The sequence below is a fragment of the Streptomyces sp. bgisy159 genome (genome assembly GCF_057707805.1).
The window spans coordinates 67,663-93,457 of sequence record NZ_JBYIQX010000007.1 but is presented as its reverse complement, the minus strand read 5'-3'; the positions used below and the strand labels follow the sequence as shown (position 1 = coordinate 93,457).

Here is a 25,795-nt window from a genome sequence, read left to right as displayed (position 1 = left end):
CCATTCGAAGGCTACTCGCCGCCTTTTTGAACGAAACTTCGAACGAAGTCCTCGGCGTTCTCCTCCAAGACGTCATCGATCTCGTCCAGGACGGAGTCCACGTCGTCGCTCAGCTTCTCCTGCCGCTCCTTGAGGTCCTCCGAAGCCTGCGCGTCCTGCGCCTGCTCCTCGACCTCCTCGGTGGAGCGCGTCGCCTTCTGCTGGCCGCCGCCGGTGTCCTTGGTCGCCATAACCCTCACCCCGCTCAGTTAGCCCGACATGGTCGACAGGTCGGCTTTCCTGCCGATCGGTGATGATCAGACCCTACAAGCCCGGTCTGACATCGGCCCCACGGTTGCTGCAACGCGTGGGGTTCCTCTCCATGATTCCCGGGCACGAGGGTTTCCACCCTGCGCGCCCGGACCGGCCGCGTACCCGTTCAGCCTCCCGACAGCACCCTGACCAGGTCTTCTGCCGTACGGCACCGGTCGAGGAGCGCTTTGACGTGATTTCGCGTTCCGCGAAGCGGTTCGAGGGTTGGAACGCGCTGGAGCGAGTCGCGGCCGGGGAGGTCGAAGATCACGGAGTCCCAGGAGGCCGCGGCCACGTCGTCGGCGTACTGCTCCAGGCAGCGGCCCCGGAAGTAGGCGCGGGTGTCCTCGGGCGGCGTGGTCTTGGCCCGCTCGACGTCCTCCTCGTCCAGCAGGCGCTTCATCCTGCCGCGTGCGGCGAGCCGGTTGTACAGGCCCTTCTCCGGCCGTACGTCGGCGTACTGGAGGTCTACGAGGTGCAGGCGCGCGGCGTCCCAGTCGAGTTCGTCGCGGCGCCGGTAGCCCTCCATGAGCTCTCGTTTGGCGACCCAGTCGAGTTCGCCGGCGAGGCTCATGGGGTCGTTCTCCAGGCGGGTCAGGGTGTCCTCCCAGCGCGCCAGGACGTCCTTGGTCTGGTCGTCGGCGTCGGCTCCGTAGCGCTCCTCCACGTACTTGCGGGAGAGCTCGAAGTACTCCATCTGCAGTTGCACCGCGGTGAGTGTGCGGCCGCTGCGGAGGGTGACCAGGCGCTTGAGGGAGGGGTCGTGGGAGACCTGGTGCAGGGTGCGCACGGGCTGTTCCACGGCCAGGTCGACGGCGATGAAGCCGTCCTCGATCATGGCCAGGACCAGGGAGGTCGTGCCCAGCTTGAGGTAGGTGGAGATCTCCGACAGGTTGGCGTCGCCGATGATCACGTGCAGGCGGCGGTACTTCTCCGCGTCGGCGTGGGGTTCGTCGCGGGTGTTGATGATCGGCCGTTTGAGGGTGGTCTCCAGGCCGACCTCGACCTCGAAGTAGTCGGCGCGCTGGCTGAGCTGGAAGCCGTGTTCGTGGCCGTCCTGCCCGATGCCGACGCGACCGGCGCCCGCGAAGACCTGGCGGGAGACGAAGAAGGGCGTCAGGTGGCGCACGATGTCCGAGAAGGCGGTCTCCCGCTTCATCAAATAGTTCTCGTGCGTGCCGTAGGAGGCGCCCTTGTTGTCGGTGTTGTTCTTGTAGAGGTGGATGGGCTGGGCGCCCGGGAGCGCGGCGGCCCGCTCGGCGGCCTCGGCCATGATCCGCTCGCCGGCCTTGTCCCAGAGGACGGCGTCGCGGGGGTTGGTGACCTCCGGGGCGCTGTACTCGGGGTGTGCGTGGTCGACGTAGAGGCGTGCCCCGTTGGTCAGGATGACGTTGGCGAGGCCGATGTCCTCGTCGGTGAGCTGACTGGCGTCGGCGGCCTCTCGGGCCAGGTCGAAGCCCCGGGCGTCCCGTAGCGGGTTCTCCTCCTCGAAGTCCCAGCGGGCCCGGCGGGCCCGGTGCATCGCCGCCGCGTAGGCGTTGACGATCTGGGACGAGGTGAGCATGGCATTGGCGTTGGGGTGGCCGGGGACGGAGATCCCGTACTCCGTCTCGATGCCCATTACTCGCCGTACGGTCATGCGGCCCTCCTTGCCCGGCGGCACCCTCGGTCGTGGGCGCCGCTCACGTACCGCTCGTGCTCGAGCGGCAGTGCGGTGCCCGTCCCCGCACTGCGCGACCCGGCGGTACGAAAGAGCCTAGAACGCCTTTGCGCTGGTGGGGAGATCATTTGCGTCATTGCGTCGGTCGCCCTTGGTCCGGTCGTGGCCGGAAAAACAGTCGGCTGCGGGTACCCGCTGAGGGCACCCGCAGCCGCCCGTGTCCTACAGGTACTGTCCGGTATTGGCCACCGTGTCGATGGAGCGTCCGGTGTCCGCGCCCTGCTTTCCGGTGATCAGGGTGCGGATGTAGACGATCCGCTCGCCCTTCTTTCCGGAGATCCGGGCCCAGTCGTCCGGGTTGGTGGTGTTGGGCAGGTCCTCGTTCTCCTTGAACTCGTCCACGCATGCCTGGAGGAGGTGGGAGACGCGGAGGCCCTTCTGGTTCTTCTCCAGGAAGTCCTTGATCGCCATTTTCTTGGCGCGGCCCACGATGTTCTCGATCATGGCGCCGGAATTGAAGTCCTTGAAGTAGAGGACTTCCTTGTCGCCGTTGGCGTAGGTGACCTCCAGGAAGCGGTTCTCCTCGGATTCGGCGTACATCTGTTCCACTGCGGTCTGGATCATGCCCTGGACCGTGGATCCCTTGTCGCCGGCGTGCTCGGCGACGTCGTCGGAGTGGAGCGGGAGGCGCTCGGTGAGGTACTTGCCGAAGATGTCCTTGGCGGCCTCGGCGTCCGGGCGCTCGATCTTGATCTTGACGTCGAGGCGGCCGGGGCGCAGGATCGCGGGGTCGATCATGTCCTCGCGGTTGGAGGCGCCGATCACGACCACGTTCTGCAGGCCCTCGACACCGTCGATCTCGGCGAGCAGCTGGGGGACGATGGTGTTCTCCACGTCCGAGCTGACGCCGGAGCCTCGGGTGCGGAAGAGGGACTCCATCTCGTCGAAGAAGACGATCACGGGGGTGCCCTCGCTGGCCTTCTCGCGGGCTCGCTGGAAGACCAGGCGGATCTGGCGCTCGGTTTCGCCGACGTACTTGTTGAGGAGCTCGGGCCCCTTGATGTTGAGGAAGAAGCTCTTGCCGGCGGCCTGGCCGGTGACCTCGGCGACCTTCTTGGCCAGCGAGTTGGCGACCGCCTTGGCGATGAGCGTCTTGCCGCATCCGGGGGGACCGTAGAGCAGGACGCCCTTGGGCGGGCGCAGTTCGTGCTCCTTGAACAGGTCGGGGTAGAGGTAGGGGAGCTCGACGGCGTCGCGGATCATCTCGATCTGGTTGCCCAGACCGCCGATCTGCTCGTAGCCGATGTCGGGCACCTCTTCGAGGACGAGTTCCTCGACCTCGCTCTTGGGGACGACCTCGTAGACGTAGCCGGAGCGGGGTTCGAGCAGCAGGGCGTCGCCGGCGCGGATGGTGACGTCGAGCAGGGGCTCGGCGAGCCGGACCACCCGTTCCTCGTCGGTGTGCCCGAGTACCAGGGCTCGCTCGCCGTCCTCGAGGATCTCCTTGAGGGTGACGATGTCCCCGACGCGCTCGAACTTCATGGCTTCGACCACGTTGAGCGCTTCGTTGAGCATGACTTCCTGGCCGCGGCGCAGGTCGTCGAGGTCGACGCTGGGGCTGACGTTCACCCGCAGTTTGCGGCCGCCGGTGAAGATGTCGGCGGTGCCGTCCTCGTTCGCCTGCAGGAAGACACCGAAGCCGGCCGGTGGCTGGGCGAGCCGGTCGACTTCCTCCTTGAGGGCCACGATCTGGTCGCGGGCCTCGCGGAGCGTGTTGGCGAGTCGCTCGTTCTGGGCGGACACGCCGGCCAGGTTGGTCTGCAGCTCGACGATCCGCTCTTCGAGAATCCTCGTGTGTCGCGGAGAGTCGGCGAGCTTGCGTCGCAGGACGGCGATCTCCTGCTCGAGATAGGCGATCTGCCCGGCCGGGTCGTCGGACCCGCGTCCCGGGCGGATGCCGCGGTTCATGTCGTCGTCGTGGGCTGCCACGGTCCTCACCTCCTCCAAGGGGAGCTGGACGCTTCCAGACCCTACCTGGGTGGGTGTCGATTGAAACCCCTAGATCACAAAGACTGTCGGGGTGTGTCCGATCTTCACCCTTGCGCTCTCCCTCACGCCAGGGGAATACCCACCGAACATGGTGGGGAAGCGGCCGAGGGTAGGGTCGAAGTGTTCAACACCCGTCAGAGCCTGCTTCGTTCCCGTGGGGCTCGACCGTAAACGGCAGGAGACATGAGCGTGCAGCAGGAGACCGGGGCCGGCGGTGAGGCGCTGGAGGTCTGGATCGATCAGGATCTCTGTACCGGTGACGGTATCTGCGCCCAGTACGCGCCGGAGGTGTTCGAGCTGGACATCGACGGTCTGGCGTACGTGAAGGGCGCCGACGACGAGCTTCTGCAGGACAGGGGGGCGACGACGCCGGTGCCGCTGCCGCTGCTGACGGACGTGGTGGACTCGGCGCGGGAGTGTCCGGGCGACTGCATCCATGTGCGGCGGGTTTCGGACAGGGTCGAGGTGTACGGCCCCGACGCCGGGTGACGGGACGGGCACGCTCGGTGACGCTTGTCTGATTTCTCACACCCTGTCTCGTTCGTCACATTCGCCGTTCACCGCATTCGCCGAGCTTCAGACGGCGTGGGTGCCCGCGGGGGTCGAGCGGACGAACGTGCCGTGCTGCCACCGCCACTGGACGGTGTCCTCGGTGTCCGGGCAGCAACTGGGCACGTCGGCCGACGAGTAGCCGAGGAGGGTGGCCCGGACGGCTCCGTCGGTGACGGAGAGTTCCGTGACGGTGGAGCGGTCCCCGGGGTCCACGAGGGTGGCGACCACGCGCGCGTGGACGGCGCCGTCCCCCCGGGTGAGCACGTACACGCCGTCGGGTGGGGTGCCCATGGGTGCGTCGCAGTGGACGACGGCGACCGTCTCGGGGCGGCCGTCGCCGTCGAGGTCGCCGGAGGCGGTGCGCATCACCAGGGCCTGGACCGGGCCGCACTCGACGGGGAAGTCGACTCCGGTGGTGGCGGGGGCGGCGGCGGGGGCGGGCGCCGACTTGGTGTGCGGGGCGTTCGACTGGGCGGCGCGGGCGGGGTCGGGCTGCAGGACCGAGGAGAGGGCCACCACGCCGGCGACCGCGGCCGCGGTCGCGACCCAGTGGATGGGCCGGGCGTGGGTGTGCGCCAGTTCCGGGACGACGGAGTGCTGCACTAGGCGTGTCTCCTGTGAGGGCGGTGCCGGTGGTGGGGGTGGCCAGCATGGTGCCACACGTCACAGGTCGTGGGAACGCCGGGGGTGCCAGGTCGGGCCGGGAACGCGGGGGTTCGGTCGGGTGCCCGGTGCGGCGTCGGGCGGTGTGCCGCGGCTGCGCGGGCGGGCGGTCAACGCTTCGACGCCGTGGCCGAGTTCCGCGGGGGTCCGGGAACTCGGCCACGGCGTCGTGTCGTTGCCGTGGTGTGCGGTGGGTGGGGGCGCGTCAGCGGCCCATGCCACCGTCGGCGTTGGGGCCGGAGTAGTCCTCGCCGTAGGCGCCCTTGGCGGGGCGGCGCCGGCGCATGGGCGGCTCGACTCCGTCGGCGAGGCGGCGGGCGGTGAGGAGGAAGCCGGTGTGGCCGATCATCCGGTGGTCGGGGCGGACGGCCAGGCCCTCGATGTGCCAGTTGCGGATCATGGTCTCCCAGGCGGTCGGCTCGTTGAAGCAGCCGATCTCGCGGATGGACTCCACGGTCCGGGCGAGCTGGGTGGTGGTGGCGACGTAGCAGCACACGATGCCGCCGGGGACGAGCGCCTTGGAGACGGCCTCCAGGCACTCCCAGGGGGCGAGCATGTCGAGGATGACGCGGTCGACGTCGGTGTCGGAGAGGTTGTCCTGGAGGTCGCCGACGGTGAGCTGCCAGGCGGGGTGGGGGCCGCCGAAGTAGCGCTCGACGTTCTGCCGGGCGATGTCGGCGAAGTCCTCGCGGCGCTCGTAGGAGTGCAGCATGCCCTGGTCGCCGATGGCGCGCAGCAGGAAGCTGCTGAGCGAGCCGGAGCCGACGCCGGCCTCGACGACGCGGGCGCCGGGGAAGATGTCGGCGAAGGCGAGGATCTGCCCCGCGTCCTTCGGGTAGACGACGGCTGCCCCGCGGGGCATGGACAGGACGTAGTCGGGGAGCAGGGGGCGCAGCGCGAGGTAGGCGACGTTCCCGGTGGTGCGGACAACGCTGCCCTCGGGAGCGCCGATCAGTTCGTCGTGCGGGAAGGAACCCTTGTGGGTGTGGAAGTTCTTCCCGGCCTCGAGCGTGAACGTGTAGTGGCGGCCCTTGGGGTCGGTCAGCTGTACCTGGTCCCCGACCTTGAAGGGCCCGCGCCTGCGGGCGGCACCGGTCGGTTCGGACATGTGACCAGAGTACCGGGGTTTGCGGGGGTGGCCGACCACGCGCGGGGTCAGCTGGGGCGGGCCATGGCCTTGACGAAGGCCCGCTCGACGTCGGCGGCGGACAGGACGCCGTAGATCTCGCCGGTCTCCTCGACGACCAGGTACTCGGTGGCGGGGGTGGCGCGCAGGGCGTCCAGGAGGTCTTCGCCCGCGAGTTCGGCGGAGACGCGCATGCCGTCGGTGAGGTCCGCCGCGAGACCGCTGACGGCGACCCAGGGCCGCCGGTGTTCCGGTACGCCGACGATGGCGGCCTCGCGGACGAGGGAGACGGGTTCGCCCTGGGCGTCGACGACGACCAGGGCGCGTGCGCCGGCGTCGTTGGCGCGGCGCAGGGCCTCGGAGAGGGGGGTGTGGGTCCCGACCGGTACGGCGCGGCGGGTGAGGTTGCGGGCGCGCAGTTCGGGGAGGTGTTCGCGCAGGCGGGCCATGCGCAGGCTGTTGCCGGCGCCGGTCCAGATGATCGCGGCGAGGATGGCGGCGAGCAGGGCGTCGGTGACGGTGTCCATGCCGACGCTGTCCTCGGCCGGGGAGCCGAGGGCGCCGGACTGGGTGAGCAGCGGCAGGCCGATCAGGACGGAGACGGCGAGCGCGCGGCCGACCCAGGCTGCGGCGACGGTGCCGCTCATGGGCCTGCCGGTGATCTTCCAGACGACGGCGCGGAGCATCCGGCCGCCGTCCAGGGGCAGGCCGGGGAGCAGGTTGAAGACCGCCACGATGAGATTGGAGATCATCAGGCCGGCGAGCAGTACGCCGGGGACGGTGCCGGGTTCCACGGGGCGCAGGGCGAGGTAGAAGAGGCCGGCCAGCAGGAGGGAGAACAGGGGGCCGACGAAGGCGAGCACGAACTCGCGTCCCGGGGTCTCGGCCTCCTTCTCGATCTCGGAGACGCCGCCGAAGAACTGCAGCTGGATGCGGCGGACGGGGAGCTTGAAGCGGAGGGCGGCGATCGTGTGCGCGAGTTCGTGGACGAGGACGGAGGCGTAGAACGCGACCGCGAAGAAGAGCGAGACCAGGTAGCGGGCGGCGCCGAGTTCCGGCAGCACCCGGTCGAGCTGGCCGCCGAAGACCCAGGTGATCAGCGCGGCGACGAGGAACCAGCTGGGGGCCACGTACACGGGGACGCCGAAGGGCCGTCCCATGAGCAGCCCGCCGCGCGGTTCGGGGGCCCGCTGCGGGGGCCGCGGTCTGGCCGCCGTCGCCTCGTCGCCGGCGCCGTGGGGGCGCGCGGGGGTGTGTGCGGGCGTGTGGGCGAGGGTCCGGTGGTGGTCGCCGGTGCGCTGGTGGTCGCCGGGGGCGGGGGCGGTGCCCGGGGCGGTGGGGCCGTCCGGTGACGGGTGGTCCGCGGGGGCCGGCGGCGGGTGAGGTGGGTCGGCGGGCCGCGGGGCGTCGGCGGCTGCGGTGTCGGGGTCGGAGGGGGAGTCGGCCGTGTCCGGATCGTGCTCACGGGGGGCGTCGGGGCCGGAGGCGTGGTCCTCGGTCGGCCGGGGTCCGGGCGTGGTGGGACCGGACCCGGTCGTCGTGTCCGCCGGCGGCTGCTGGGTGGGGCGCTCGTCCGCCGGGGGCTGGCCGGGTGTGCCGGTCGGCTGAGCCGCGGGCTCTGTGGGATGCCCGGTCGCCGGCTGTTCGTCGGCCCGGCGTGGCCGCCCGCTCCCGCCGCTTTCCACCACGGTGTCCCCTCGTTCGAAGCAACTCCCGCTCCTGCCGGGCGGAAGGGTCTTTGACCGATGGTATGCGGCGCTCGGGCGGTGTTCCGCCCGGCACCCCCCGTGTCTCACCGGCCGCCGCCCCGGTCGTGGCCCGTGGCCGGGTCACTGTCAGTGGCGACCCGTATGGTCTGTGGCATGGAGAGCAGCAGCGAGGAGATGACCGCGCCGGCCCCGGAGACGGTGCCGGGGTCCGGCGGGACGGCGGTGGACCCCGGCTCGGCGGGCGCCGTCGGCACCGCGACCGCGGCCGGTGCCGAGGCCGGCGCCGACGCGGTCAACGGGACCACCACCGACGCCGACGCCGACGCCGGCACCGGCACCGACGGCCTCCCCGTCTCCCCCGGGCCCTCCCCGTCGGGCGGTGCCCCGGCGATACGGCCCGCCTCGCTGTCCCCCTCCCGTGCCAGTGACTTCATGCAGTGCCCGCTGCTGTACCGGTTCCGGGTGATCGACCGGCTGCCGGAGAAGCCGAGCCCGGCGGCGACCAGGGGCACGCTGGTGCACGCGGTGCTGGAGCGGCTGTTCGACGCTCCGCCGGCCGAGCGGACCGTGCCGCGCGCCAGGTCGCTGGTTCCGGCGCAGTGGGACCGGCTGCGGGAGACCCGGCCGGAGGTGAGGGAGCTGTTCGCCGACGATCCGGACGGCGAGCGGCTGGCGACCTGGCTGAGCGAGGCGGAGCGGCTCGTGGAGCGCTGGTTCTCGCTGGAGGACCCGACGCGGCTGGAGCCGGCCGAGCGGGAGCTGTTCGTCGAGGCGGAGCTGGAGTCGGGGCTGACGCTGCGCGGCATCATCGACCGGGTGGACGTGGCGCCGACCGGCGAGGTCCGGATCGTCGACTACAAGACCGGAAAGGCGCCCCGGCCCGAGTACGCCGAGGGCGCCCTGTTCCAGATGAAGTTCTACGCGCTCGTCGTGTGGCGGCTGAAGCGGGTCGTCCCGCGCCGGCTGCAACTGGTCTACCTGGGCAGCGGTGACGTGCTGACGTACGACCCGGTGCCGGCGGACCTGCGGCAGGTGGAGCGCAAGTTGCTCGCGCTGTGGGACGCGATCCGGCTGGCGACGGAGACCGGGGACTGGCGGCCGCGCCCGACGAAGCTGTGCGGCTGGTGCGACCACCAGGCGCACTGCCCGGAGTTCGGCGGCACTCCCCCGCCGTATCCGCCGGCGTCGAGGGCGGCCGGGTCCGCGGAGGGTGCGCAGGGCAGAATGGGGCCGGACTAGCGAAGGAGACTTACGTGGCCATCCGTGTCCTACTGGTCGACGACCAGCCGCTGTTGCGCACCGGCTTCCGGATGATCCTGGAGGCCGAGCAGGACATCGCGGTCGTCGGCGAGGCCGGGGACGGCCTCCAGGCCCTGGACCAGGTGCGGGCCCTGCAGCCCGATGTGGTGCTGATGGACATCCGCATGCCGCGGATGGACGGGGTGGAGGCGACCCGGCAGATCACCGGCCCGGGCCGGGACGGCCCGGCGAAGGTGCTGGTGCTGACCACCTTCGACCTCGACGAGTACGTGGTGGAGGCGCTGCGCGCCGGTGCCAGCGGTTTCCTGCTGAAGGACGCGCCGGCCCATGAGCTGGTGCAGGCGATCCGGGTCGTGGCGGCCGGGGAGGCGTTGCTGGCGCCGAGCATCACGCGCCGGCTGCTGGACAAGTACGCCACGCATCTGCCGTCGGGTGAGGAGCCCGTGCCGGACACCCTGCACACGCTGACCGAGCGTGAGGTCGAGGTGCTGAAGCTGGTGGCCCGGGGCCTGTCGAACGCCGAGATCGCCGCGGACCTGTTCGTCAGTGAGACGACCGTGAAGACGCATGTGGGGCATGTGCTGACCAAGCTGGGTCTGCGTGACCGGGTGCAGGCGGCGGTGTACGCCTACGAGAGCGGGCTGGTGCGCCCCGGGGCGCAGTAGCGGCCGCCGGCCGGCCTCCGCACGGCGCGGGGCGCCCTCCCCTGAGGGTGGGCGCCCCGCGGACCGGCCGGGGGTGGCGTGGCTCAGATCTTCTTGAGCTCCCAGAAGCGGAACACCGTGGAGGCGTCCAGGCAGTACTCGAGGCCGCGGACGCCGTCCCGGACGACGGCGTACTGCTTGGCCTGCCAGATGGGCAGCACGGGCAGTTGCTCGGCCACGATGTTCTGCAGCTCGGCGAAGTCCTTGTCGGTGGAGGCGCGGTTGCTCTGGGCGGCGGTGCGCGGGATGAGCGTGTCGGTGATGGTGCGGTTGCTGTAGTTGTTGCTCAGCACGTTGCCCTCGCCGAAGAAGGGTGCGGTGAAGTTGTCCGCGTCCGGGTAGTCCGGGACCCAGCCCTTGACGTACACGCCGTACTTGCCGTCGGCGATGTCCTTCTCGTACTGGTCGTAGGCGACGGACTGCACGTCGGCGGCGAACAGTCCGCTGGCGTTGAGCTGGGCGGCGATCGCCTTCAGCGCCTGGTCGGTGGCGGGGCCGTAGCGGGACGGCGTGGACCACAGGGTGAGCTTCACCTTCTCGGTGATGCCCTCGTCCTCCAGTGCGGCGGCGGCCTTGGCCTTCGACGGGGTGTCGCCGTAGCGGTCGAAGAAGGCGGTGTTGTGGCCCGCGATGCCCGCCGGGATGATCGAGTAGAGGGGCTCGGCGGTGTCCTCGTAGACGTCCTTGATGAGGGCGCCGCGGTCGATGAGGTGGGCGACGGCCTTGCGGACGCCGAGCTTGCCGGCGACCGGGTCGTCCATGTTGAAGACGAGGTGCTGGACCTCGGCGCTGCTGCCCTCGACGACCTCGATGCCCGAAGCGCCGCCGTCCTTCTCCAGGTCGGCGATGTCCCCGGCCGTCAGGCCTCGGTAGGCGATGTCGACGTGGTTGTCCTGGACGGCGTCCTTCAGGGCGGTCTGGTCGCCGTGGAAGAACTTCAGGGTGACGCCGGAGTTCTCCACCTGGGCGCTGCCCTTGTAGTGGTCGTTGACGGTGAAGACGGCCTCGTCGTCGCCGAAGGAGTCGAGCTTGTAGGGGCCGGAGCCGACGGCCTTGCCGTCCTTGCGCAGGCCGTCGGCCTCGTACTCCCGGTGGTCGACGATGGCGCCGGCGCCGGAGGCGATCTTGCTGGGGAAGGTGGCGTCGGGCACCTTCAGGCGGAAGACGACGGTCTTGGCGTCCGGGGTCTCGACCTTGTCCAGCATCGGGAACATGATCGCGGGGCCGTTCTCGTCATTGATCTTCAGCATGCGATCGAAGGAGAACTTGACGTCCTCGGAGGTGAGGTCGTCGCCGTTGCTGAACTTGAGGCCGTCCTTGAGGGTGCACCGGTAGACGGTGGCGCCGGAGTCCGCGAAGGAGCACTCGCGAGCGGCGTCGGGCTCCGGTTCGGTGCCGCCCTTGGGGAAGCTGAGCAGCGACTGGAAGACGTTGTTGAACAACAGCCACGAGCCGGGGTCGTACCCGGAGGCGGGGTCGGTGGCGAGGACGTCGTCGGACATCCCCATCACCAGGGTGCCCGCGTTGCCGGAAGTCCCGGTCTCCGTGCCGCATCCGGTCAGCAGGCCGGAGGCCAGCCCCGCCACGATCGGCAGGACCGGCCACTGGTTGCGCATGTTCACGTGCTTGTGCCTTGTCGTCGGTTCTCGTGATCCCGGGGCCGTCTCCCGGGCGCCGGGGGCCGGGCCCGAGGGCCCGGAAGGTAGCGTCAGCCGCTCACACCGCGGCCGAGCTCCCAGAGCTGGAGCGTCGAGGAGGAATTCAACGCGTAGGCGGTGCCGGTGACGGTGTCCCGGGCGGCGACGTAGTCCTTGCCCTGCCACAGCGGGAGGACCGGGACGTCCTCGGCGACGATGTCCTGAATCTCCGTCAGGCTCTTCTCGGCGGCCAGCCGGTCGGCCTCGCGACGGGACTCGGGGATCAGCGTGTCGATGATCTCGCGGTTGGCGTACGGCGACTTCAGGAAGTTGTTCCTGCCGAGGAACGGTGCGAGGAAGTTGTCCGCGTCGGGGAAGTCGGGGAACCAGCCCATGCCGTAGGCGGCGTACTCGCCCTTGCGCTGGGCCGGGACGAACTTCGACCAGGGGGTGCCCTGGACGGTGACGTCGAACAGGCCGGTCCCGTTCAGCTGTCGGCGCAGTTCCTCGAACTCCTGCTTGGTGCCCGAACCGTAGTGGTCGGTGGTGTAGTGCAGGGTCAGCTTGACCGGGGTGTCGACGTCCGCCTTCTTCAGCAGCGACTTGGCCTTGCGGACGCTGGGGTCGCCGTACTTGTTGAAGAAGGAGTTGGAGTGTCCGGTGACCGAGGCGGGGACCAGCGAGTAGAGCGGTTCGGCCTGGGTGCCGTAGACCTTGGAGACCAGCTTGGTGCGGTCGATGACCTGGGCCATGGCCTGGCGGACGGCCTTGGTGCCGACGGTCGGCGCGTCGGTGTCGAAGGCGAGGTAGCGGATGCTGAGGCCGGGCACGTCGACCAGGTCGATGTCGTTGTCGGTGGACGCGCCGGTGACCATGGTGCGGATCTGGTCGGGCGTCATGGTGCGCGCCATCAGGTCGATGTCGCCCTGGTCGAGAGCCTCGCCCATGGCGCCGGCGTCCGCGAAGGAGACCAGCTCGACCTTGCTGTTGTTCACCTTCAGCGCACCCTGGTAGTGGGGGTTCTTGGTGAAGACCGCCTTGGTCATCTCCTCGCCGTCGACCTCGGCCCTGAGCATGTAGGGGCCGGAGCCGTCCACGGCGAACCCGTCGCGCAGCTTGTCCTTGGCGTAGTCGTCGGGGTTGACGATGCCCGCGACCGGGGTGGACAGCTTGTAGGGGAAGGTGGCGTCGGCGGTGTTGAGGTGGAAGATGACCTCGCGGTCGCCCTTGGTCTCGACGGTGTCGATGGTGTTCAGCAGTTCGGCGACCTCGGAGTCCGCCTTGATGGCGAGCGTGCGGTCGATGGAGAACTTCACGTCCTCGGCGGTGATGGGGTCGCCGTCGGAGAACTGCAGGCCCTTCCGCAGTGTGCAGGCGTAGCGCTCGTTGCCGGTGTCGGTGAAGGAGCAGCTTTCCGCGGCCTCGGGGACGGGCTGGCCGTCGCCCTTGGGCTGGATCATCAGGGTCTGCACGGTCTGGCGCAGGACGTTCCAGGTGTTGACGTCGTAGGCGTAGGCCGGGTCCAGCGGTGCGGGGACGTCGTCGGTAGCGGTGAACCGGTCGGTGGTGCCGACCACGATGGCGTCGCCGCCACCGCTGCCGCCGTCGGACCCGCCGCAGGCGGCGAGTACGGGCGCGAGCAGACCGAGGACGGCCGGCAGCACCAGGGTTTTGCGGTTCATGCTCGTGATTCTCCAGAGCGTCGGTCCGTGTATCCGGCACGCAGGGGTGGCGCGGCCGGTCACGGGGGCAGTGCGATGTTCTCGCGACGAGATTAGTGCGCGCCGGCAGGGGGTTTCGTACGCCCGAGAGTTGAGTGCCCATCACGCAGTGGAACCGGCTGCGGACGGTCCGAAAACCCGACAGCGGAAGGATTCGTGCAGGCATCCATGAATCGGGACACAAGGGTGCGCCGATCACCCCCGAACGGGGGTGGACAGGGCACTGACAGCCACTCCGGGCGTCTGCGGGGAGTGGTGAACGTCACATTCCGTGACGGGGGTGCGAGGGATGGAATTCGGCCGTGGGTGACGCGGGGAATTCCCCTGGCGGGACGGCGCCGAATTCCGCTCCTAAGGGGGATGCGGTCCCTCGCTAACGGGGGTGCACGCTGGGTGAACGCCTATCGCATTTCCGTCATCAGGTCGCGCAGAAATGTCACGTCGACCTGTTCCAGGGAGGTCACGACGGTGCGGCGGGTGGCCGGGGTGATGGGCGCCACGGAGGGTACGGCCACCACGTGGCAGCCGGCGGCCTCGGCGGCGGCGACGCCGGTCGCGGTGTCCTCGATGACGGCGCATCTGGCCGGATCCACTCCCAGCCCGGAGGCGGCCAGCAGGTAGGGGTCGGGGTGCGGCTTGGTGCGCGAGACCTCGTCGCCGGCGACGGTGAGGGTGAAGTGGTGGGCGCCGATCGAGGTGAGCACGCGGTCGATGATGCGCCGGTGCGAGGCGGACACCAGGGCCGTGGGCATCTGGTGCTCGGCGAGTTCGGCGAGCAGCCGGGCGGCGCCCGGCATCAGGGGCAGGGTGCGTCCGATGCGGTGCTCGAAGCCCTCGTTGAGCAGGACGCTGAGTTCGGCGAGGGTGACGTCGGCGCCGGTCGCCTCGATGAGGAAGCCCGCGCTGCGGCTCATGGGGCCGCCGACCACGACATGGCGCCAGGATTCGTCCAGGGTGTGGCCGAGTCCGGCGAAGACCTCGACTTCGACGTCCCACCAGAAGCCCTCGGTGTCCACCAGGGTGCCGTCCATGTCGAGGAAAACGGCCTGCAGGGCCGAGCCTTCGGCCGTGCGGGTTCCGAGTGCGGGGACCGTGCTGGTCATCCACGTACCTCCTTGGGGGACGAGCAGGCCGGTTGCACCATTCCACGAAGGGGGCAACCGGCCTGCGGTGGACCGACCAGTGTACGACTCGCGCGTCCGAAGCGCCTCGTTTGAAATCTCCGCCGGGGGGGGCACCCGGCGGATGGCGCCGGGGGCTCCTTCAGCGTGCGTTGAAGTACTTGGCCTCGGGGTGGTGGATCACGATGGCGTCCGTGGACTGCTCGGGGTGGAGCTGGAACTCCTCCGAGAGGTGGACGCCGATCCGTTCGGGCTGGAGGAGTTCGGCGATCTTGGCGCGGTCCTCCAGGTCGGGGCAGGCGCCGTAGCCCAGGGAGAAGCGGGCGCCGCGGTACTTCAGTTCGAACATGGCCTCGATCTCGGTGGGGTCCTCGCCAGCGAAGCCCAGCTCCGAACGCACCCGCGCGTGCCAGTACTCGGCCAGCGCCTCCGCCAGTTGCACGGACAGGCCGTGCAGTTCGAGGTAGTCCCGGTAGGCGTCGGACTCGAACAGCCGGGCGGTCTCCTCGCCGATCCGGGAGCCCACGGTGACGACCTGGAGGCCCACGACGTCCCTCTCCCCGGACTCCTCCGGGCGGAAGAAGTCGGCCAGGCACAGCCTGCGGCCTCGGCGCTGGCGCGGGAAGGTGAAGCGGGTGCGCTCGTTGCCGGCGTCGTCCAGGATGATCAGGTCGTCGTCCTTGGACACGCAGGGGAAGTAGCCGTAGACCACGGCCGCTTCGAGGAGGTTGTCGGTCTGCAGCCGGTCCAGCAGGCCGCGCAGGCGGGGGCGGCCCTCGGTCTCGACCAGTTCCTCGTACGTGGGCCCCTCACCGGTGCGGGCCTGCTTCAGGCCCCACTGGCCCTTGAACAGGGCGCCCTCGTCGAGCCAGCCGGCGTACTCCTTGAGCGGGATGCCCTTGTGGATCCGGGTGCCCCAGAACGGTGGGGCGGGCACCGGGTTGTCGGTGGCGACGTCGGAGCGGACGTGGCCCTCCTGAGGGCGCTCCTCGACCTGGACGGCGGCGGCGCTCCTGACCCGGCGCTGCCGCAGCTCGGGAAGCGCGGCGCCGGGCACGCCCCGCTTGACGCCGATGAGGGCGTCCATCAGGCGCAGGCCCTCGAAGGCGTCGCGGGCGTAGCGGACCTCGCCCTGGTAGATCTCGTGCAGGTCCTGCTCGACGTAGGCCCGGGTGAGGGCGGCGCCGCCGAGGATGACCGGGAAGCGGGCGGCGAGGCCGCGGGCGTTCAGCTCCTCCAGGTTCTCCTTCATGATCACTGTGGACTTCACCAGGAGCCCGGACATGCCGATCACGTCGGCCCGGTGCTCCTCGGCGGCGTCCAGGATCGCGGAGACCGGCTGCTTGATACCGAGGTTGACGACGTTGTAGCCGTTGTTGGACAGGATGATGTCGACGAGGTTCTTGCCGATGTCGTGGACGTCGCCGCGCACGGTCGCCAGGACGATCGTGCCCTTGCCCGCGTCCTCGCCGTCGTCGCTCTTCTCCATGTGGGGTTCGAGGTGGGCGACGGCCGCCTTCATGACCTCGGCGGACTGCAGGACGAACGGCAGCTGCATCTGGCCGGAGCCGAACAGCTCGCCGACGACCTTCATGCCGTCCAGCAGGGTCTCGTTGACGATGTCCAGGGCGGGCCGCTCCCGCAGGGCCTCGTCGAGGTCGGCCTCCAGGCCGTTGCGCTCGCCGTCGATGATGCGGCGCTTGAGGCGCTCCTCCAGGGGCAGCGCGGCCAGTTCCTCGGCCTTGCCGGCCTTGAGCGACTTCGCCGTGGCCCCCTCGAAGAGCTGCATGAGCTTCTGGAGCGGGTCGTAGCCCTCGGCGCGGCGGTCGTGGATCAGGTCCAGGGCGGTGCGGACCTGCTCCTCGTCGAACCGGGCGATGGGAAGGATCTTCGAGGCGTGGACGATGGCGGAGTCCAGGCCGGCCTTGACGCACTCGTCGAGGAAGACGGAGTTCAGCAGGATGCGCGCGGCCGGGTTGAGGCCGAAGGAGATGTTGGACAGTCCCAGGGTGGTCTGCACGTCGGGGTGGCGGCGCTTGAGTTCTCGGATCGCCTCGATGGTGGCGATGCCGTCCCCGCGGGACTCCTCCTGGCCTGTGCAGATGGTGAAGGTCAGGCAGTCGATGAGGATGTCCGACTCGTGGATGCCCCAGTTGCCGGTCAGGTCCGCGATCAGCCGTTCGGCGATCTCCACCTTCTTCTCGGCGGTGCGGGCCTGGCCCTCCTCGTCGATGGTCAGGGCGATCAGCGCGGCGCCGTGCTCCTGGGCGAGCCTGGTGACCTTGGCGAACCGGGACTCGGGGCCGTCGCCGTCCTCGTAGTTCACCGAGTTGATCACCGCGCGGCCGCCGAGCTTCTCCAGGCCGGCACGGATGACGTCGACCTCGGTGGAGTCCAGCACGATCGGCAGGGTGGAGGCGGTGGCCAGGCGCCCGGCCAGTTCCTCCATGTCGGCGACGCCGTCGCGGCCGACGTAGTCCACGCACAGGTCGAGCATGTGCGCGCCCTCGCGGATCTGCTCGCGGGCGATCTCCACGCAGTCGTCCCAGCGGCCCTCCAGCATGGCCTCGCGGAACTTCTTGGAGCCGTTGGCGTTGGTGCGCTCGCCGATCGCGAGGTAGGAGGTGTCCTGGCGGAACGGGACGGTCTGGTAGAGGGAGGCGGCGCCCGGCTCGGGCTGGGGGCTGCGCTCGGCCGGGGCCAGGCGGTGGGCCCGCTCGACGACCTGGCGCAGGTGCTCAGGGGTGGTGCCGCAGCAGCCGCCGATCAGGGAGAGGCCGTAGTCCTTGACGAAGTTCTCCTGGGCGTCCGCCAGACCCTCGGGGCCGAGCGGGAAGTGCGCGCCGTCCTTGGTGAGGACGGGCAGGCCGGCGTTCGGCATGCACAGCAGCGGGATCCTCGAGTGGCGGGCGAGGTAGCGCAGGTGCTCGCTCATCTCGGCGGGGCCGGTGGAACAGTTCAGGCCGATCATGTCGACGCCGAGCGGTTCCAGCGCGGTGAGCGCGGCACCGATCTCGGAGCCGAGCAGCATGGTGCCGGTGGTCTCGAACGCCATGGAGACCAGCAGCGGGACGTCGACGCCGGTGGCGTCCATGGCGCGGCGGGCACCGAGGATGGAGGCCTTGGTCTGCAGCAGGTCCTGGGTGGTCTCCACGATCAGGGCGTCGGCCCCGCCGGCGAGCAGGCCCTCGGCGTTCTGCTGGAAGCCGTCGCGGATCGTGGCGTACGGGACGTGGCCGAGCGTGGGCAGCTTGGTGCCGGGGCCGATGGAGCCCAGCACCCAGCGCTGCCGCCCGTCGCGCGCGGTGTAGGCGTCGGCGGTCTCGCGGGCGACGCGGGCGCCGGCCTCGGAGAGCTCGTGGACGCGGTCGGCGATGTCGTACTCGGCCATGGCCGCGTGGTTGGCGCCGAAGGTGTTGGTCTCGACGCAGTCCACACCGGCGTCGAAGTACGCCTCGTGGACGGAGCGCACGATGTCGGGCCGCGTGAGGTTGAGGATCTCGTTGCAGCCTTCGAGCTGCTCGAAGTCCTCGAGCGTGGGCTCCTGGGCCTGGAGCATCGTGCCCATGGCTCCGTCGGCCACGACCACACGGGTGGCAAGGGCCTCACGGAGCGCGGACACACGGGTCCGGCTGTCGGCGGAAGGGGTCAGCGGCACAGAGGCCATGAAAGGGCTCCCTCGGGTGCGACGGCTGTCGGCTTTGCGGTCCCCCGGAACGCGCGCGGACCGCGGCCCCGGGGAAGGGCACGCCGTCAGAGTAGCCGGGACCGAGGGCTTATGGTCAGGGCGTCCACGGGCCGGACGGGCGGCGCGGGGACCGCCGGGGCCGACCGGGTCGGCCGAAACGCATCGCCGGACCATTAGCGGGAGGTCGGCATGGACCGGTAGTGTTCGGCATTGCCGAACGATGACTCCACGGACTCACGTGGGACACGGACGGCCGGACGGGTCGAGGGGACGGAGGCAGGGGAGCGATGGCACGGAACATCCAGTCGCTCGAAAGGGCGGCCGCGATGCTGCGGCTGCTCGCGGGCGGCGAGCGACGGCTCGGCCTGTCGGACATCGCCTCGTCGCTGGGCCTGGCCAAGGGGACCGCGCACGGCATTCTGCGCACCCTGCAGCAGGAGGGCTTCGTCGAGCAAGACGAACCCTCCGGGCGCTACCAGCTGGGGGCGGAACTGCTGCGGCTGGGCACCACCTACCTCGACGTGCACGAACTCCGCGCGCGGGCCCTGGTGTGGACGGACGACCTGGCCCGGGCCAGCGGGGAGAGCGTCCACCTGGGGGTGCTGCACCAGCAGGGGGTGCTGGTGGTGCACCACGTCTTCCGCCCCGACGACAGCCGCCAGGTACTGGAGATCGGGGCCATGCAGCCGCTGCACTCCACGGCCCTGGGCAAGGTGCTGTCGGCCTACGACCCCGTGGCGCACAGCGAGGCCCTGGAGGCCGACCGCAAGGCCTTCACGGACCGGACGGTGTCCGACCTGGACGACTTCGAGCAGATCCTCGACCTCACCCGCGCGCGCGGGTGGGCCGCCGACGTGGAGGAGACCTGGGAGGGCGTGGCGTCCGTCGCCGCCCCCATCCACGACCGCCGGCGCATGCCGGTGGGGGCGGTCGGCATCACCGGCGCCGTGGAGCGGGTGTGCCGCGACGGTGAGCTGCGGCCGGAGCTGATAGCGGCGGTACGGGACTGCGCCCGCGCGGTGTCGCGGGACCTCGGTGCCGGGCGGTTCTAGACCCCCCTGCCCCTTTCTCCGGCCCGCTCCCCCGCCGCCCCGCCCTCCGCCACCCTCTCCCGTCCCTTCCGGCCTCCTCCGGCCTCCTCCGGCCCACACCGGGGCGCCCTACGGCGCCCCGGTTTTGCGTTGCCCGCTTGGTCATTTGGGGCGAATCTGTACACATCCCCAGCCGACCCACTGGCAGATCAATAACCCGCATCGATCAGTAACGATCAGGTTTTCGATAACAGAACTCTTGACGCACGTGTGACGCCGCGACAAGACTCCCGTCCATCGGTCGGCATTGTCGAACACCTACCGGCAATACGCGCTAGAGTGTGACAACGCCAAGGGCCGGCATCGCTCTCACCCCCGAGGGCGCCAGACCCCCGGAGGGACCCGGGGTTCGGTTACCCCTGGACGAAGGACAAAGGAGTCGCGGGTGTCCAGCTCCGACATCTTCATCGGCGAGACCATCGGTACCGCCATACTCATCCTGCTCGGCGGCGGCGTCGTCGCCGCTGTCGTACTCAAGGCCTCCAAGGCACGAAACGCCGGTTGGCTCGCCATCACCCTCGGGTGGGGCTTCGCGGTCATGACGGCCGTCTACATCTCGGCGCCCCTGTCCGGCGCCCACCTCAACCCGGCCGTGACGCTCGGCATCGCGATCAAGGACGGCGAGTGGAGCAACGTCCCCACCTACCTGGGCGGACAGCTGCTCGGCGCCATGATCGGCGCGACCCTCGTCTGGCTCGCCTACTACGGCCAGTTCCACGCACACCTGACCGACAAGGAGATCGTCGGCGGTCCGGGTGCGCAGGACACCAGGGCCAAGGCCGTCGAGGCCCAGGAGGAGGGCGCCGGCCCGGTCCTGGGTGTCTTCTCCACCGGCCCCGAGATCCGCAACGTGGCACAGAACCTGGCCACCGAGATCATCGGTACCTTCGTGCTCGTGCTCGCGGTCCTCACCCAGGGCCTGAACGACCAGGGCAACGGCCTGGGCACCCTGGGCGCCCTGATCACCGCTTTCGTGGTCGTCGGCATCGGCCTCTCGCTCGGCGGTCCGACCGGCTACGCCATCAACCCGGCGCGTGACCTCGGCCCGCGCATCGTCCACGCCCTCCTGCCCCTGCCCAACAAGGGCGGCTCCGACTGGGCCTACGCATGGATCCCGGTGGTCGGTCCGCTGATCGGCGGCGCCATCGCGGCAGGCATCTACAACGTCGCTTTCGCCTGAAGCAGCCGCTTTTAGCCCTGAGCACCAGTAGAAACAGTCCCCCCGACCACGGAACCCAGGAGCACACAGTGACCGACGCCCACGCCGGTATCTCCTCCCACGGGCACGGCCCGTTCATCGCAGCCATCGACCAGGGCACCACCTCCAGCCGCTGCATCGTCTTCGACCGGGACGGCCGCATCGTCTCCGTCGACCAGAAGGAGCACGAGCAGATCTTCCCGAAGCCGGGCTGGGTCGAGCACGACGCCAACGAGATCTGGGCCAACGTCCAGGAGGTCGTCGCCGGAGCCGTCGCCAAGGCCGGCATCACCCGCGACGACATCAAGGCCATCGGCATCACCAACCAGCGCGAGACCACGCTGCTGTGGGACAAGAACACCGGTGAGCCCGTCCACAACGCCCTCGTCTGGCAGGACACCCGCACCGACGCCCTCTGCAAGGAGCTCGGCCGCAACGTCGGCCAGGACCGCTTCCGCCGCGAGACCGGCCTGCCGCTGGCCTCCTACTTCGCCGGCCCCAAGGCGCGCTGGCTGCTGGACAACGTCGAGGGCCTGCGCGAGCGCGCCGAGGCCGGCGACATCCTCTTCGGCACCATGGACACCTGGGTCATCTGGAACCTGACCGGCGGTGTCAACGGCGGCAAGCACTACACCGACGTCACCAACGCCTCCCGCACCCTGATGATGAACCTCCACACGCTGGAGTGGGACGACAAGATCTGCGAGTCCATCGGCGTGCCGATGGCGATGCTGCCCGAGATCCGTTCCTCCGCCGAGGTCTACGGCGAGATCACCGGCGGCAAGCTGGGCGACCTGCTCGGCGGCATCCCGGTCGCCTCCGCGCTCGGCGACCAGCAGGCCGCGCTGTTCGGCCAGACCTGCTTCGCCGAGGGTGAGGCCAAGTCGACGTACGGCACCGGCACGTTCATGCTGATGAACACCGGTGAGAAGATCATCAACTCGTACAGCGGCCTGCTGACCACGGTCGGGTACCGCATCGGGGACCAGGCGCCGGTCTACGCCCTGGAGGGCTCGATCGCCGTCACCGGTTCGCTGGTGCAGTGGATGCGCGACCAGATGGGCCTGATCTCCACCGCCGCCGAGATCGAGACGCTCGCGCTCTCCGTCGAGGACAACGGCGGCGCCTACTTCGTGCCGGCCTTCTCCGGCCTGTTCGCGCCGTACTGGCGTCCGGACGCGCGCGGTGTGATCGCCGGCCTGACCCGGTACGTCACCAAGGCGCACCTCGCGCGCGCCGTACTGGAGGCCACCGCCTGGCAGACCCGGGAGATCTCCGACGCCATGACGAAGGACTCCGGCGTCGAGCTCGCCGCACTGAAGGTCGACGGCGGCATGACCTCCAACAACCTGCTGATGCAGACGCTCTCCGACGTCCTGGACGCGCCCGTGGTGCGCCCGATGGTCGCCGAGACCACCTGCCTCGGCGCCGCCTACGCCGCCGGTCTCGCCGTCGGCTTCTGGACCAGCACCGACGACCTGCGCGCCAACTGGCGGCGGGCCGCCGAGTGGACCCCCCGCATGGACGCGGACACCCGCGACCGTGAGTACAAGAGTTGGCTCAAGGCCGTCGAGCGGACCATGGGCTGGCTCGAGGACGACGAGAGCTGACGACAGCCTACGAACGCTCTTCTAGGCGAGCTCTGATGAGGAGTACAAACCCGACATGACCAGTCAGTCCACCCTGCAGTCCATACCTGCCCTGGGCACGCGCCCGGCCTCCGGCTCCCTGCCGAGCCGCGCCGAGACCCGGGAGCGGCTCTCCAAGGCGTCGTACGACCTTCTCGTCATCGGCGGCGGCATCCTGGGCATCTCCACCGCCTGGCACGCCGCGCAGTCCGGTCTCAGGGTGGCACTGGTCGACGCCGGCGACTTCGCCGGCGCCACCTCCTCCGCCTCCTCGAAGCTGCTCCACGGCGGTCTGCGCTACCTGCAGACCGGCGCGGTGAAGCTGGTGGCGGAGAACCACTTCGAGCGCCGTGCGGTCTCCCGCCAGGTGGCCCCCCACCTGGCGAACCCGCTCACCTTCTACCTCCCGGTGTACAAGGGCGGGCCGCACGGCGCGGCGAAGCTCGGGGCGGGCGTCTTCGCCTACTCCGCGCTCTCCGCCTTCGGTGACGGGGTGGGCCACCTGCTCTCCCCCGCGAAGGCGGCGCAGGACGTGCCCGAGCTGCGCACCGACAACCTCAAGGCCGTCGCCGTCTACGGCGACGACCAGATGAACGACGCGCGCATGGCGCTGATGACGGTCCGTGCGGCCGTCGACGCCGGTGCCGCCGTCCTCAACCACGCCGAGGTCACCGGGCTGCGCTTCACCCGCGGCCGGGTGACGGGCGCCGAGCTCCGGGACCGCCTGTCCGGCGACGAGTTCGGCGTCGACGCGCGGCTGGTGCTCAACGCCACCGGCCCCTGGGTCGACCACCTGCGGCGCATGGAGGACCCGAACGCCGCGCCGTCGATCCGGCTGTCGAAGGGCGCCCACCTGGTCCTGAAGCGGACCGCCCCGTGGCGGGCCGCGCTGGCCACGCCGATCGACAAGTACCGCATCACCTTCGCCCTCCCCTGGGAGGACATGCTGCTGCTCGGCACCACGGACGAGGAGTACGAGGGCGACCCGGCCGAGGTCGCGGTCAACGACAAGGACATCGCCCAGATCCTGGACGAGGCCGCCTTCTCCATCCGCGACCAGCAACTGGACCGCGACCTGATCACCTACGCGTTCGCCGGTCTGCGGGTGCTGCCGGGCGGCCCCGGCGACACGGCGAAGGCCAAGCGCGAGACGGTGGTCACCGAGGGGCGGGGCGGCATGCTGTCCGTCGCGGGCGGCAAGTGGACCACCTTCCGGCACATCGGCCGTACGGTGATGCAGAAGCTGGAGTCGCTGCCGGGCCACCCGCTCGGCGACGACTTCGAGCCGATCTCCTCGCTGCCGAAGAAGCTGCCGCTGCCCGGTGTCGCCAACCCGCGCGCGGTCGCCCACCGGCTGCTGGTCGACAACCCGGCGCCGGGCCCGCGGATGGCGGCCGACACCGCGAAGCACCTGGCGACCCACTACGGCTCGCTGGCCTTCGACATCGCGCGCCTGGCGAACGAGCACCCCGAGCTGAGCGAGCGCGTCCACCCCGACGCGCCCGAGATCTGGGCGCAGGTCGTCTACGCCCGCGACCACGAGTGGGCCGAGACGGCGGACGACGTGCTGCGCCGCCGTACGACGCTGACGATCCGGGGTCTGGCCACGGACGAGGTCCGTGCGAAGGTCCAGGACCTGCTCGACAAGAAGTGACGGCGCCTGCCGGCCCACCTCCCTGACCGGGGCCGGCATCGCGAAGGGGGCGGCTCCCCGCCGGCGGAGCCGCCCCCTTGGCACGCCCGGGGCCGTGCCCGCGGCCTGGAACGGCGACGTGGTCGCCGCACGGCCCGTCCCTGCAGCCTCCATAATGACCTGATACATCCGATGTCTGAGTCAGCGGGAGGCCCGTCATGGCAGTCACCGACGAGGCGATCGAGAAGATCAAGGGCATGATCGTCTCCGGCGCGCTGCGCCCCGGCGACCGGCTCCCCAAGGAGAGCGAGCTCGCCGCCGACCTGGGCCTGTCCCGCAACTCCCTGCGTGAGGCCGTACGGGCTCTGTCGCTCATCCGCATCCTGGACGTGCGCCAGGGCGACGGGACGTACGTGACCAGCCTGGACCCCCAGCTGCTGCTGGAGGCGCTGAGCTTCGTCGTGGACTTCCACCGCGACGACACCGTGCTGGAGTTCCTGGCGGTGCGCCGCATCCTGGAGCCGGCCGCCACCGCCATGGCGGCCCTGCGGGTCAGCGAGCGGCAGCTGGACGCCCTGGACGCCCGGCTGGACCGGCTCGGCGAGCGGCCGTCCGTGGAGGAACTGGTCTCCGCCGACCTGGAGTTCCACCGGGACATCGTGCGCGGCGCCGGCAACTCGGTGCTCTGTTCGCTGCTCGACGGTCTGTCCGGCCCCACCACGCGGGCCCGGATCTGGCGGGGTCTCACCCAGCGGGACGCGGTCGCCCGCACTCTGAGCGAGCACCGCGCGATCCTGGCCGCCCTGCGTGACCGGGACGCGGAGGCGGCGCGCTCCTGGGCGACCGTGCACATCGCGAGCGTGGAGCGGTGGCTGCGCGGCTCGCTGGGAGCGGCACCGTGATCGTCGGGGTGTCCGGGGGTGGCGAGCGGGGCAGTGATCCGTTCACTCCCCCGCGCAAGGGGGATGCGGGCGCCCCCGCGCCACGCCGTAAGGTTGGGTGGTCAAGCGAGGGCACGTCGGAAGGAGGCGCTGGGTGATCGAGCTGGAGGGGGTTCCCGAGCTGATCGACCCAGTCATGGTGGCCGCGTTCGAGGGCTGGAACGATGCCGGCGACGCCGCCTCCACCGCGGTCGCGCACCTGGAGCGGGAGTGGAAGGGCGAGGTGTTCGCCGCGCTCGACGCCGAGGACTACTACGACTTCCAGGTCAACCGGCCCACGGTGTGGATGGACGCCGGAGTACGCAAGATCACCTGGCCGACGACGCGGTTGTCGGTGGTGCGGGTCGGCGGCGACAAGCCGCGCGACCTGGTGCTCGTCCGCGGGATCGAACCGTCGATGCGCTGGCGTTCGTTCTGCAACGAGCTGCTGGGCTTCGCGCACGAGCTGGGCGTGGAGCTGGTGGTGGTCCTGGGCGCCCTGCTCGGCGACACCCCGCACACACGTCCGGTGCCGATCAGCGGCACCACGTCCGACGCGGACCTGGCCCGCCGCATGGACCTGGAGGAGACCAAGTACGAGGGCCCCACGGGCATCGTCGGCGTCCTCCAGGAGGCCTGCACCCATGCCGGCGTGCCGGCCGTCAGTCTCTGGGCGGCCGTGCCGCACTACGTCTCGCAGCCGCCCAACCCCAAGGCCACGCTGGCGCTGCTCAACCGGCTGGAGGACCTGATCGACGTGCGCATCCCCCTGGGCGAGCTGCCCGAGGACGCGCGCGCCTGGCAGGTCGGCGTGGACCAGCTGGCCGCGGAGGACAGCGAGGTCGCCGAGTACGTGCAGACGCTGGAGGAGGCCCGGGACACCGCGGAGCTGCCGGAGGCCTCGGGCGAGGCCATCGCCCGGGAGTTCGAGCGGTACCTGCGGCGCCGGGACGGCGGCGGCCCGCCCGGCGGCCACGCCACGGCCGACGGCGAGGGCACCTCGTACCTGCGGGACACCCCCGGCGAGCGGAGCCGGCCGCCGAAACCGCCCAAGCCGAGCGGCGAGGACGAGGATTCGTCGGAGGACTGAGCAGGAGGGGCGCGCTTCCCGGGTCGGGAGGCGCGCCCCTCGCTGTGGGTCCGG

At 70.5% G+C, this 25,795-nt stretch carries 19 protein-coding genes; 9 read left to right on the top strand and 10 right to left on the bottom strand.

Annotated features, from left to right (window positions below; all coding sequences use genetic code 11):
• Positions 1 to 11 precede the first annotated feature (11 nt).
• From AC3ET3_RS09780 to arc, 3 genes are all read right to left on the bottom strand, one after another.
• A complete protein-coding gene (locus AC3ET3_RS09780) occupies positions 12 to 230 on the bottom strand; it encodes a ubiquitin-like protein Pup (RefSeq protein ID WP_011027899.1) in 219 nt (72 codons plus the stop codon).
• A 188-nt stretch (positions 231 to 418) separates the two neighbouring features.
• Positions 419 to 1,930, bottom strand: a complete 1,512-nt coding sequence (gene dop / locus AC3ET3_RS09775) for a depupylase/deamidase Dop (RefSeq protein ID WP_432134546.1) — start codon at positions 1,928 to 1,930, stop codon at positions 419 to 421.
• A 243-nt stretch (positions 1,931 to 2,173) separates the two neighbouring features.
• Positions 2,174 to 3,940, bottom strand: coding sequence for a proteasome ATPase (arc, locus tag AC3ET3_RS09770; protein WP_432134547.1), 1,767 nt, complete (start codon positions 3,938 to 3,940; stop codon positions 2,174 to 2,176).
• Between the two features lie 243 nt (positions 3,941 to 4,183).
• On the opposite strand from arc, the gene AC3ET3_RS09765 reads away from it, so the two are divergent.
• The gene (locus tag AC3ET3_RS09765) at positions 4,184 to 4,489 is read left to right on the top strand and encodes a ferredoxin (protein ID WP_432134548.1); all 306 of its coding nucleotides are present in this window, start codon (positions 4,184 to 4,186) and stop codon (positions 4,487 to 4,489) included.
• Positions 4,490 to 4,576: 87 nt separating this feature from the next.
• On the opposite strand, the gene AC3ET3_RS09760 is transcribed toward AC3ET3_RS09765, so the two are convergent.
• The 3 genes from AC3ET3_RS09760 to AC3ET3_RS09750 all read right to left on the bottom strand — a co-directional run bounded on the left by AC3ET3_RS09760 (position 4,577) and on the right by AC3ET3_RS09750 (position 8,029).
• Entirely contained in the window at positions 4,577 to 5,155 is a 579-nt protein-coding gene (locus AC3ET3_RS09760; protein WP_432134549.1) for a hypothetical protein, read from the bottom strand.
• A 265-nt stretch (positions 5,156 to 5,420) separates the two neighbouring features.
• Complete coding sequence (locus tag AC3ET3_RS09755) at positions 5,421 to 6,323, bottom strand: tRNA (adenine-N1)-methyltransferase (protein WP_110627054.1); 903 nt, start codon at positions 6,321 to 6,323, stop codon at positions 5,421 to 5,423.
• A gap of 47 nt (positions 6,324 to 6,370) precedes the next feature.
• The gene (locus tag AC3ET3_RS09750) at positions 6,371 to 8,029 is read right to left on the bottom strand and encodes a site-2 protease family protein (RefSeq protein ID WP_435611978.1); all 1,659 of its coding nucleotides are present in this window, start codon (positions 8,027 to 8,029) and stop codon (positions 6,371 to 6,373) included.
• A 174-nt stretch (positions 8,030 to 8,203) separates the two neighbouring features.
• Here AC3ET3_RS09750 and AC3ET3_RS09745 point away from each other — a divergent pair, with 174 nt between their 5' ends.
• Together AC3ET3_RS09745 and AC3ET3_RS09740 are read left to right on the top strand one after the other, a co-directional pair.
• Complete coding sequence (locus AC3ET3_RS09745; RefSeq protein ID WP_435611977.1) at positions 8,204 to 9,289, top strand: RecB family exonuclease; 1,086 nt, start codon at positions 8,204 to 8,206, stop codon at positions 9,287 to 9,289.
• 14 nt (positions 9,290 to 9,303) lie between these two features.
• On the top strand, positions 9,304 to 9,975 hold the full coding sequence (locus AC3ET3_RS09740; RefSeq protein ID WP_432134552.1) for a response regulator: 672 nt from the start codon (positions 9,304 to 9,306) through the stop codon (positions 9,973 to 9,975).
• Between the two features lie 83 nt (positions 9,976 to 10,058).
• Here AC3ET3_RS09740 and AC3ET3_RS09735 read toward each other — a convergent pair whose 3' ends face one another.
• From AC3ET3_RS09735 to metH, 4 genes are all read right to left on the bottom strand, one after another.
• Entirely contained in the window at positions 10,059 to 11,636 is a 1,578-nt protein-coding gene (locus AC3ET3_RS09735) for an ABC transporter substrate-binding protein (RefSeq protein ID WP_432134553.1), read from the bottom strand.
• Positions 11,637 to 11,722: 86 nt separating this feature from the next.
• Positions 11,723 to 13,333: an ABC transporter substrate-binding protein gene (locus AC3ET3_RS09730; protein WP_432134554.1), complete on the bottom strand. Its 1,611-nt coding sequence runs from the start codon at positions 13,331 to 13,333 to the stop codon at positions 11,723 to 11,725.
• Between the two features lie 440 nt (positions 13,334 to 13,773).
• Positions 13,774 to 14,475: an HAD family hydrolase gene (locus AC3ET3_RS09725; protein WP_432134555.1), complete on the bottom strand. Its 702-nt coding sequence runs from the start codon at positions 14,473 to 14,475 to the stop codon at positions 13,774 to 13,776.
• A 160-nt stretch (positions 14,476 to 14,635) separates the two neighbouring features.
• Positions 14,636 to 18,160, bottom strand: a complete 3,525-nt coding sequence (gene metH, locus AC3ET3_RS09720) for a methionine synthase (RefSeq protein ID WP_435611976.1) — start codon at positions 18,158 to 18,160, stop codon at positions 14,636 to 14,638.
• Between the two features lie 308 nt (positions 18,161 to 18,468).
• Here metH and AC3ET3_RS09715 point away from each other — a divergent pair, with 308 nt between their 5' ends.
• From AC3ET3_RS09715 to AC3ET3_RS09690, 6 genes are all read left to right on the top strand, one after another.
• Positions 18,469 to 19,233 (top strand): IclR family transcriptional regulator, encoded by a 765-nt coding sequence (locus tag AC3ET3_RS09715; RefSeq protein WP_432134557.1) that lies wholly within the window; start codon positions 18,469 to 18,471, stop codon positions 19,231 to 19,233.
• Positions 19,234 to 19,657: 424 nt separating this feature from the next.
• Positions 19,658 to 20,452, top strand: coding sequence for an MIP/aquaporin family protein (locus tag AC3ET3_RS09710; RefSeq protein WP_432134558.1), 795 nt, complete (start codon positions 19,658 to 19,660; stop codon positions 20,450 to 20,452).
• An 89-nt stretch (positions 20,453 to 20,541) separates the two neighbouring features.
• Positions 20,542 to 22,080 (top strand): glycerol kinase GlpK, encoded by a 1,539-nt coding sequence (gene glpK / locus AC3ET3_RS09705; protein WP_432134633.1) that lies wholly within the window; start codon positions 20,542 to 20,544, stop codon positions 22,078 to 22,080.
• A 55-nt stretch (positions 22,081 to 22,135) separates the two neighbouring features.
• Positions 22,136 to 23,752 carry a glycerol-3-phosphate dehydrogenase/oxidase gene (locus tag AC3ET3_RS09700; protein ID WP_432134559.1) on the top strand — a complete coding sequence of 539 codons (1,617 nt, stop codon included), beginning with the start codon at positions 22,136 to 22,138 and terminating at the stop codon, positions 23,750 to 23,752.
• 197 nt (positions 23,753 to 23,949) lie between these two features.
• The gene (locus tag AC3ET3_RS09695; RefSeq protein ID WP_432134560.1) at positions 23,950 to 24,633 is read left to right on the top strand and encodes a FadR/GntR family transcriptional regulator; all 684 of its coding nucleotides are present in this window, start codon (positions 23,950 to 23,952) and stop codon (positions 24,631 to 24,633) included.
• 133 nt (positions 24,634 to 24,766) lie between these two features.
• Entirely contained in the window at positions 24,767 to 25,741 is a 975-nt protein-coding gene (locus AC3ET3_RS09690; protein ID WP_432134561.1) for a PAC2 family protein, read from the top strand.
• The last annotated feature ends 54 nt before the right edge of the window (positions 25,742 to 25,795 follow it).

Coding starts and splice junctions, on each gene's coding strand:
- dop (WP_432134546.1), bottom strand. CDS start 1,930: ATGACCGTACGGCGAGTAATGGGCATCGAGACGGAGTACGGGATCTCC.
- AC3ET3_RS09695 (WP_432134560.1), top strand. CDS start 23,950: ATGGCAGTCACCGACGAGGCGATCGAGAAGATCAAGGGCATGATCGTC.
- AC3ET3_RS09755 (WP_110627054.1), bottom strand. CDS start 6,323: ATGTCCGAACCGACCGGTGCCGCCCGCAGGCGCGGGCCCTTCAAGGTC.
- AC3ET3_RS09715 (WP_432134557.1), top strand. CDS start 18,469: ATGGCACGGAACATCCAGTCGCTCGAAAGGGCGGCCGCGATGCTGCGG.
- AC3ET3_RS09700 (WP_432134559.1), top strand. CDS start 22,136: ATGACCAGTCAGTCCACCCTGCAGTCCATACCTGCCCTGGGCACGCGC.
- metH (WP_435611976.1), bottom strand. CDS start 18,160: ATGGCCTCTGTGCCGCTGACCCCTTCCGCCGACAGCCGGACCCGTGTG.
- AC3ET3_RS09780 (WP_011027899.1), bottom strand. CDS start 230: ATGGCGACCAAGGACACCGGCGGCGGCCAGCAGAAGGCGACGCGCTCC.
- AC3ET3_RS09745 (WP_435611977.1), top strand. CDS start 8,204: ATGGAGAGCAGCAGCGAGGAGATGACCGCGCCGGCCCCGGAGACGGTG.
- AC3ET3_RS09730 (WP_432134554.1), bottom strand. CDS start 13,333: ATGAACCGCAAAACCCTGGTGCTGCCGGCCGTCCTCGGTCTGCTCGCG.
- AC3ET3_RS09725 (WP_432134555.1), bottom strand. CDS start 14,475: ATGACCAGCACGGTCCCCGCACTCGGAACCCGCACGGCCGAAGGCTCG.
- AC3ET3_RS09765 (WP_432134548.1), top strand. CDS start 4,184: ATGAGCGTGCAGCAGGAGACCGGGGCCGGCGGTGAGGCGCTGGAGGTC.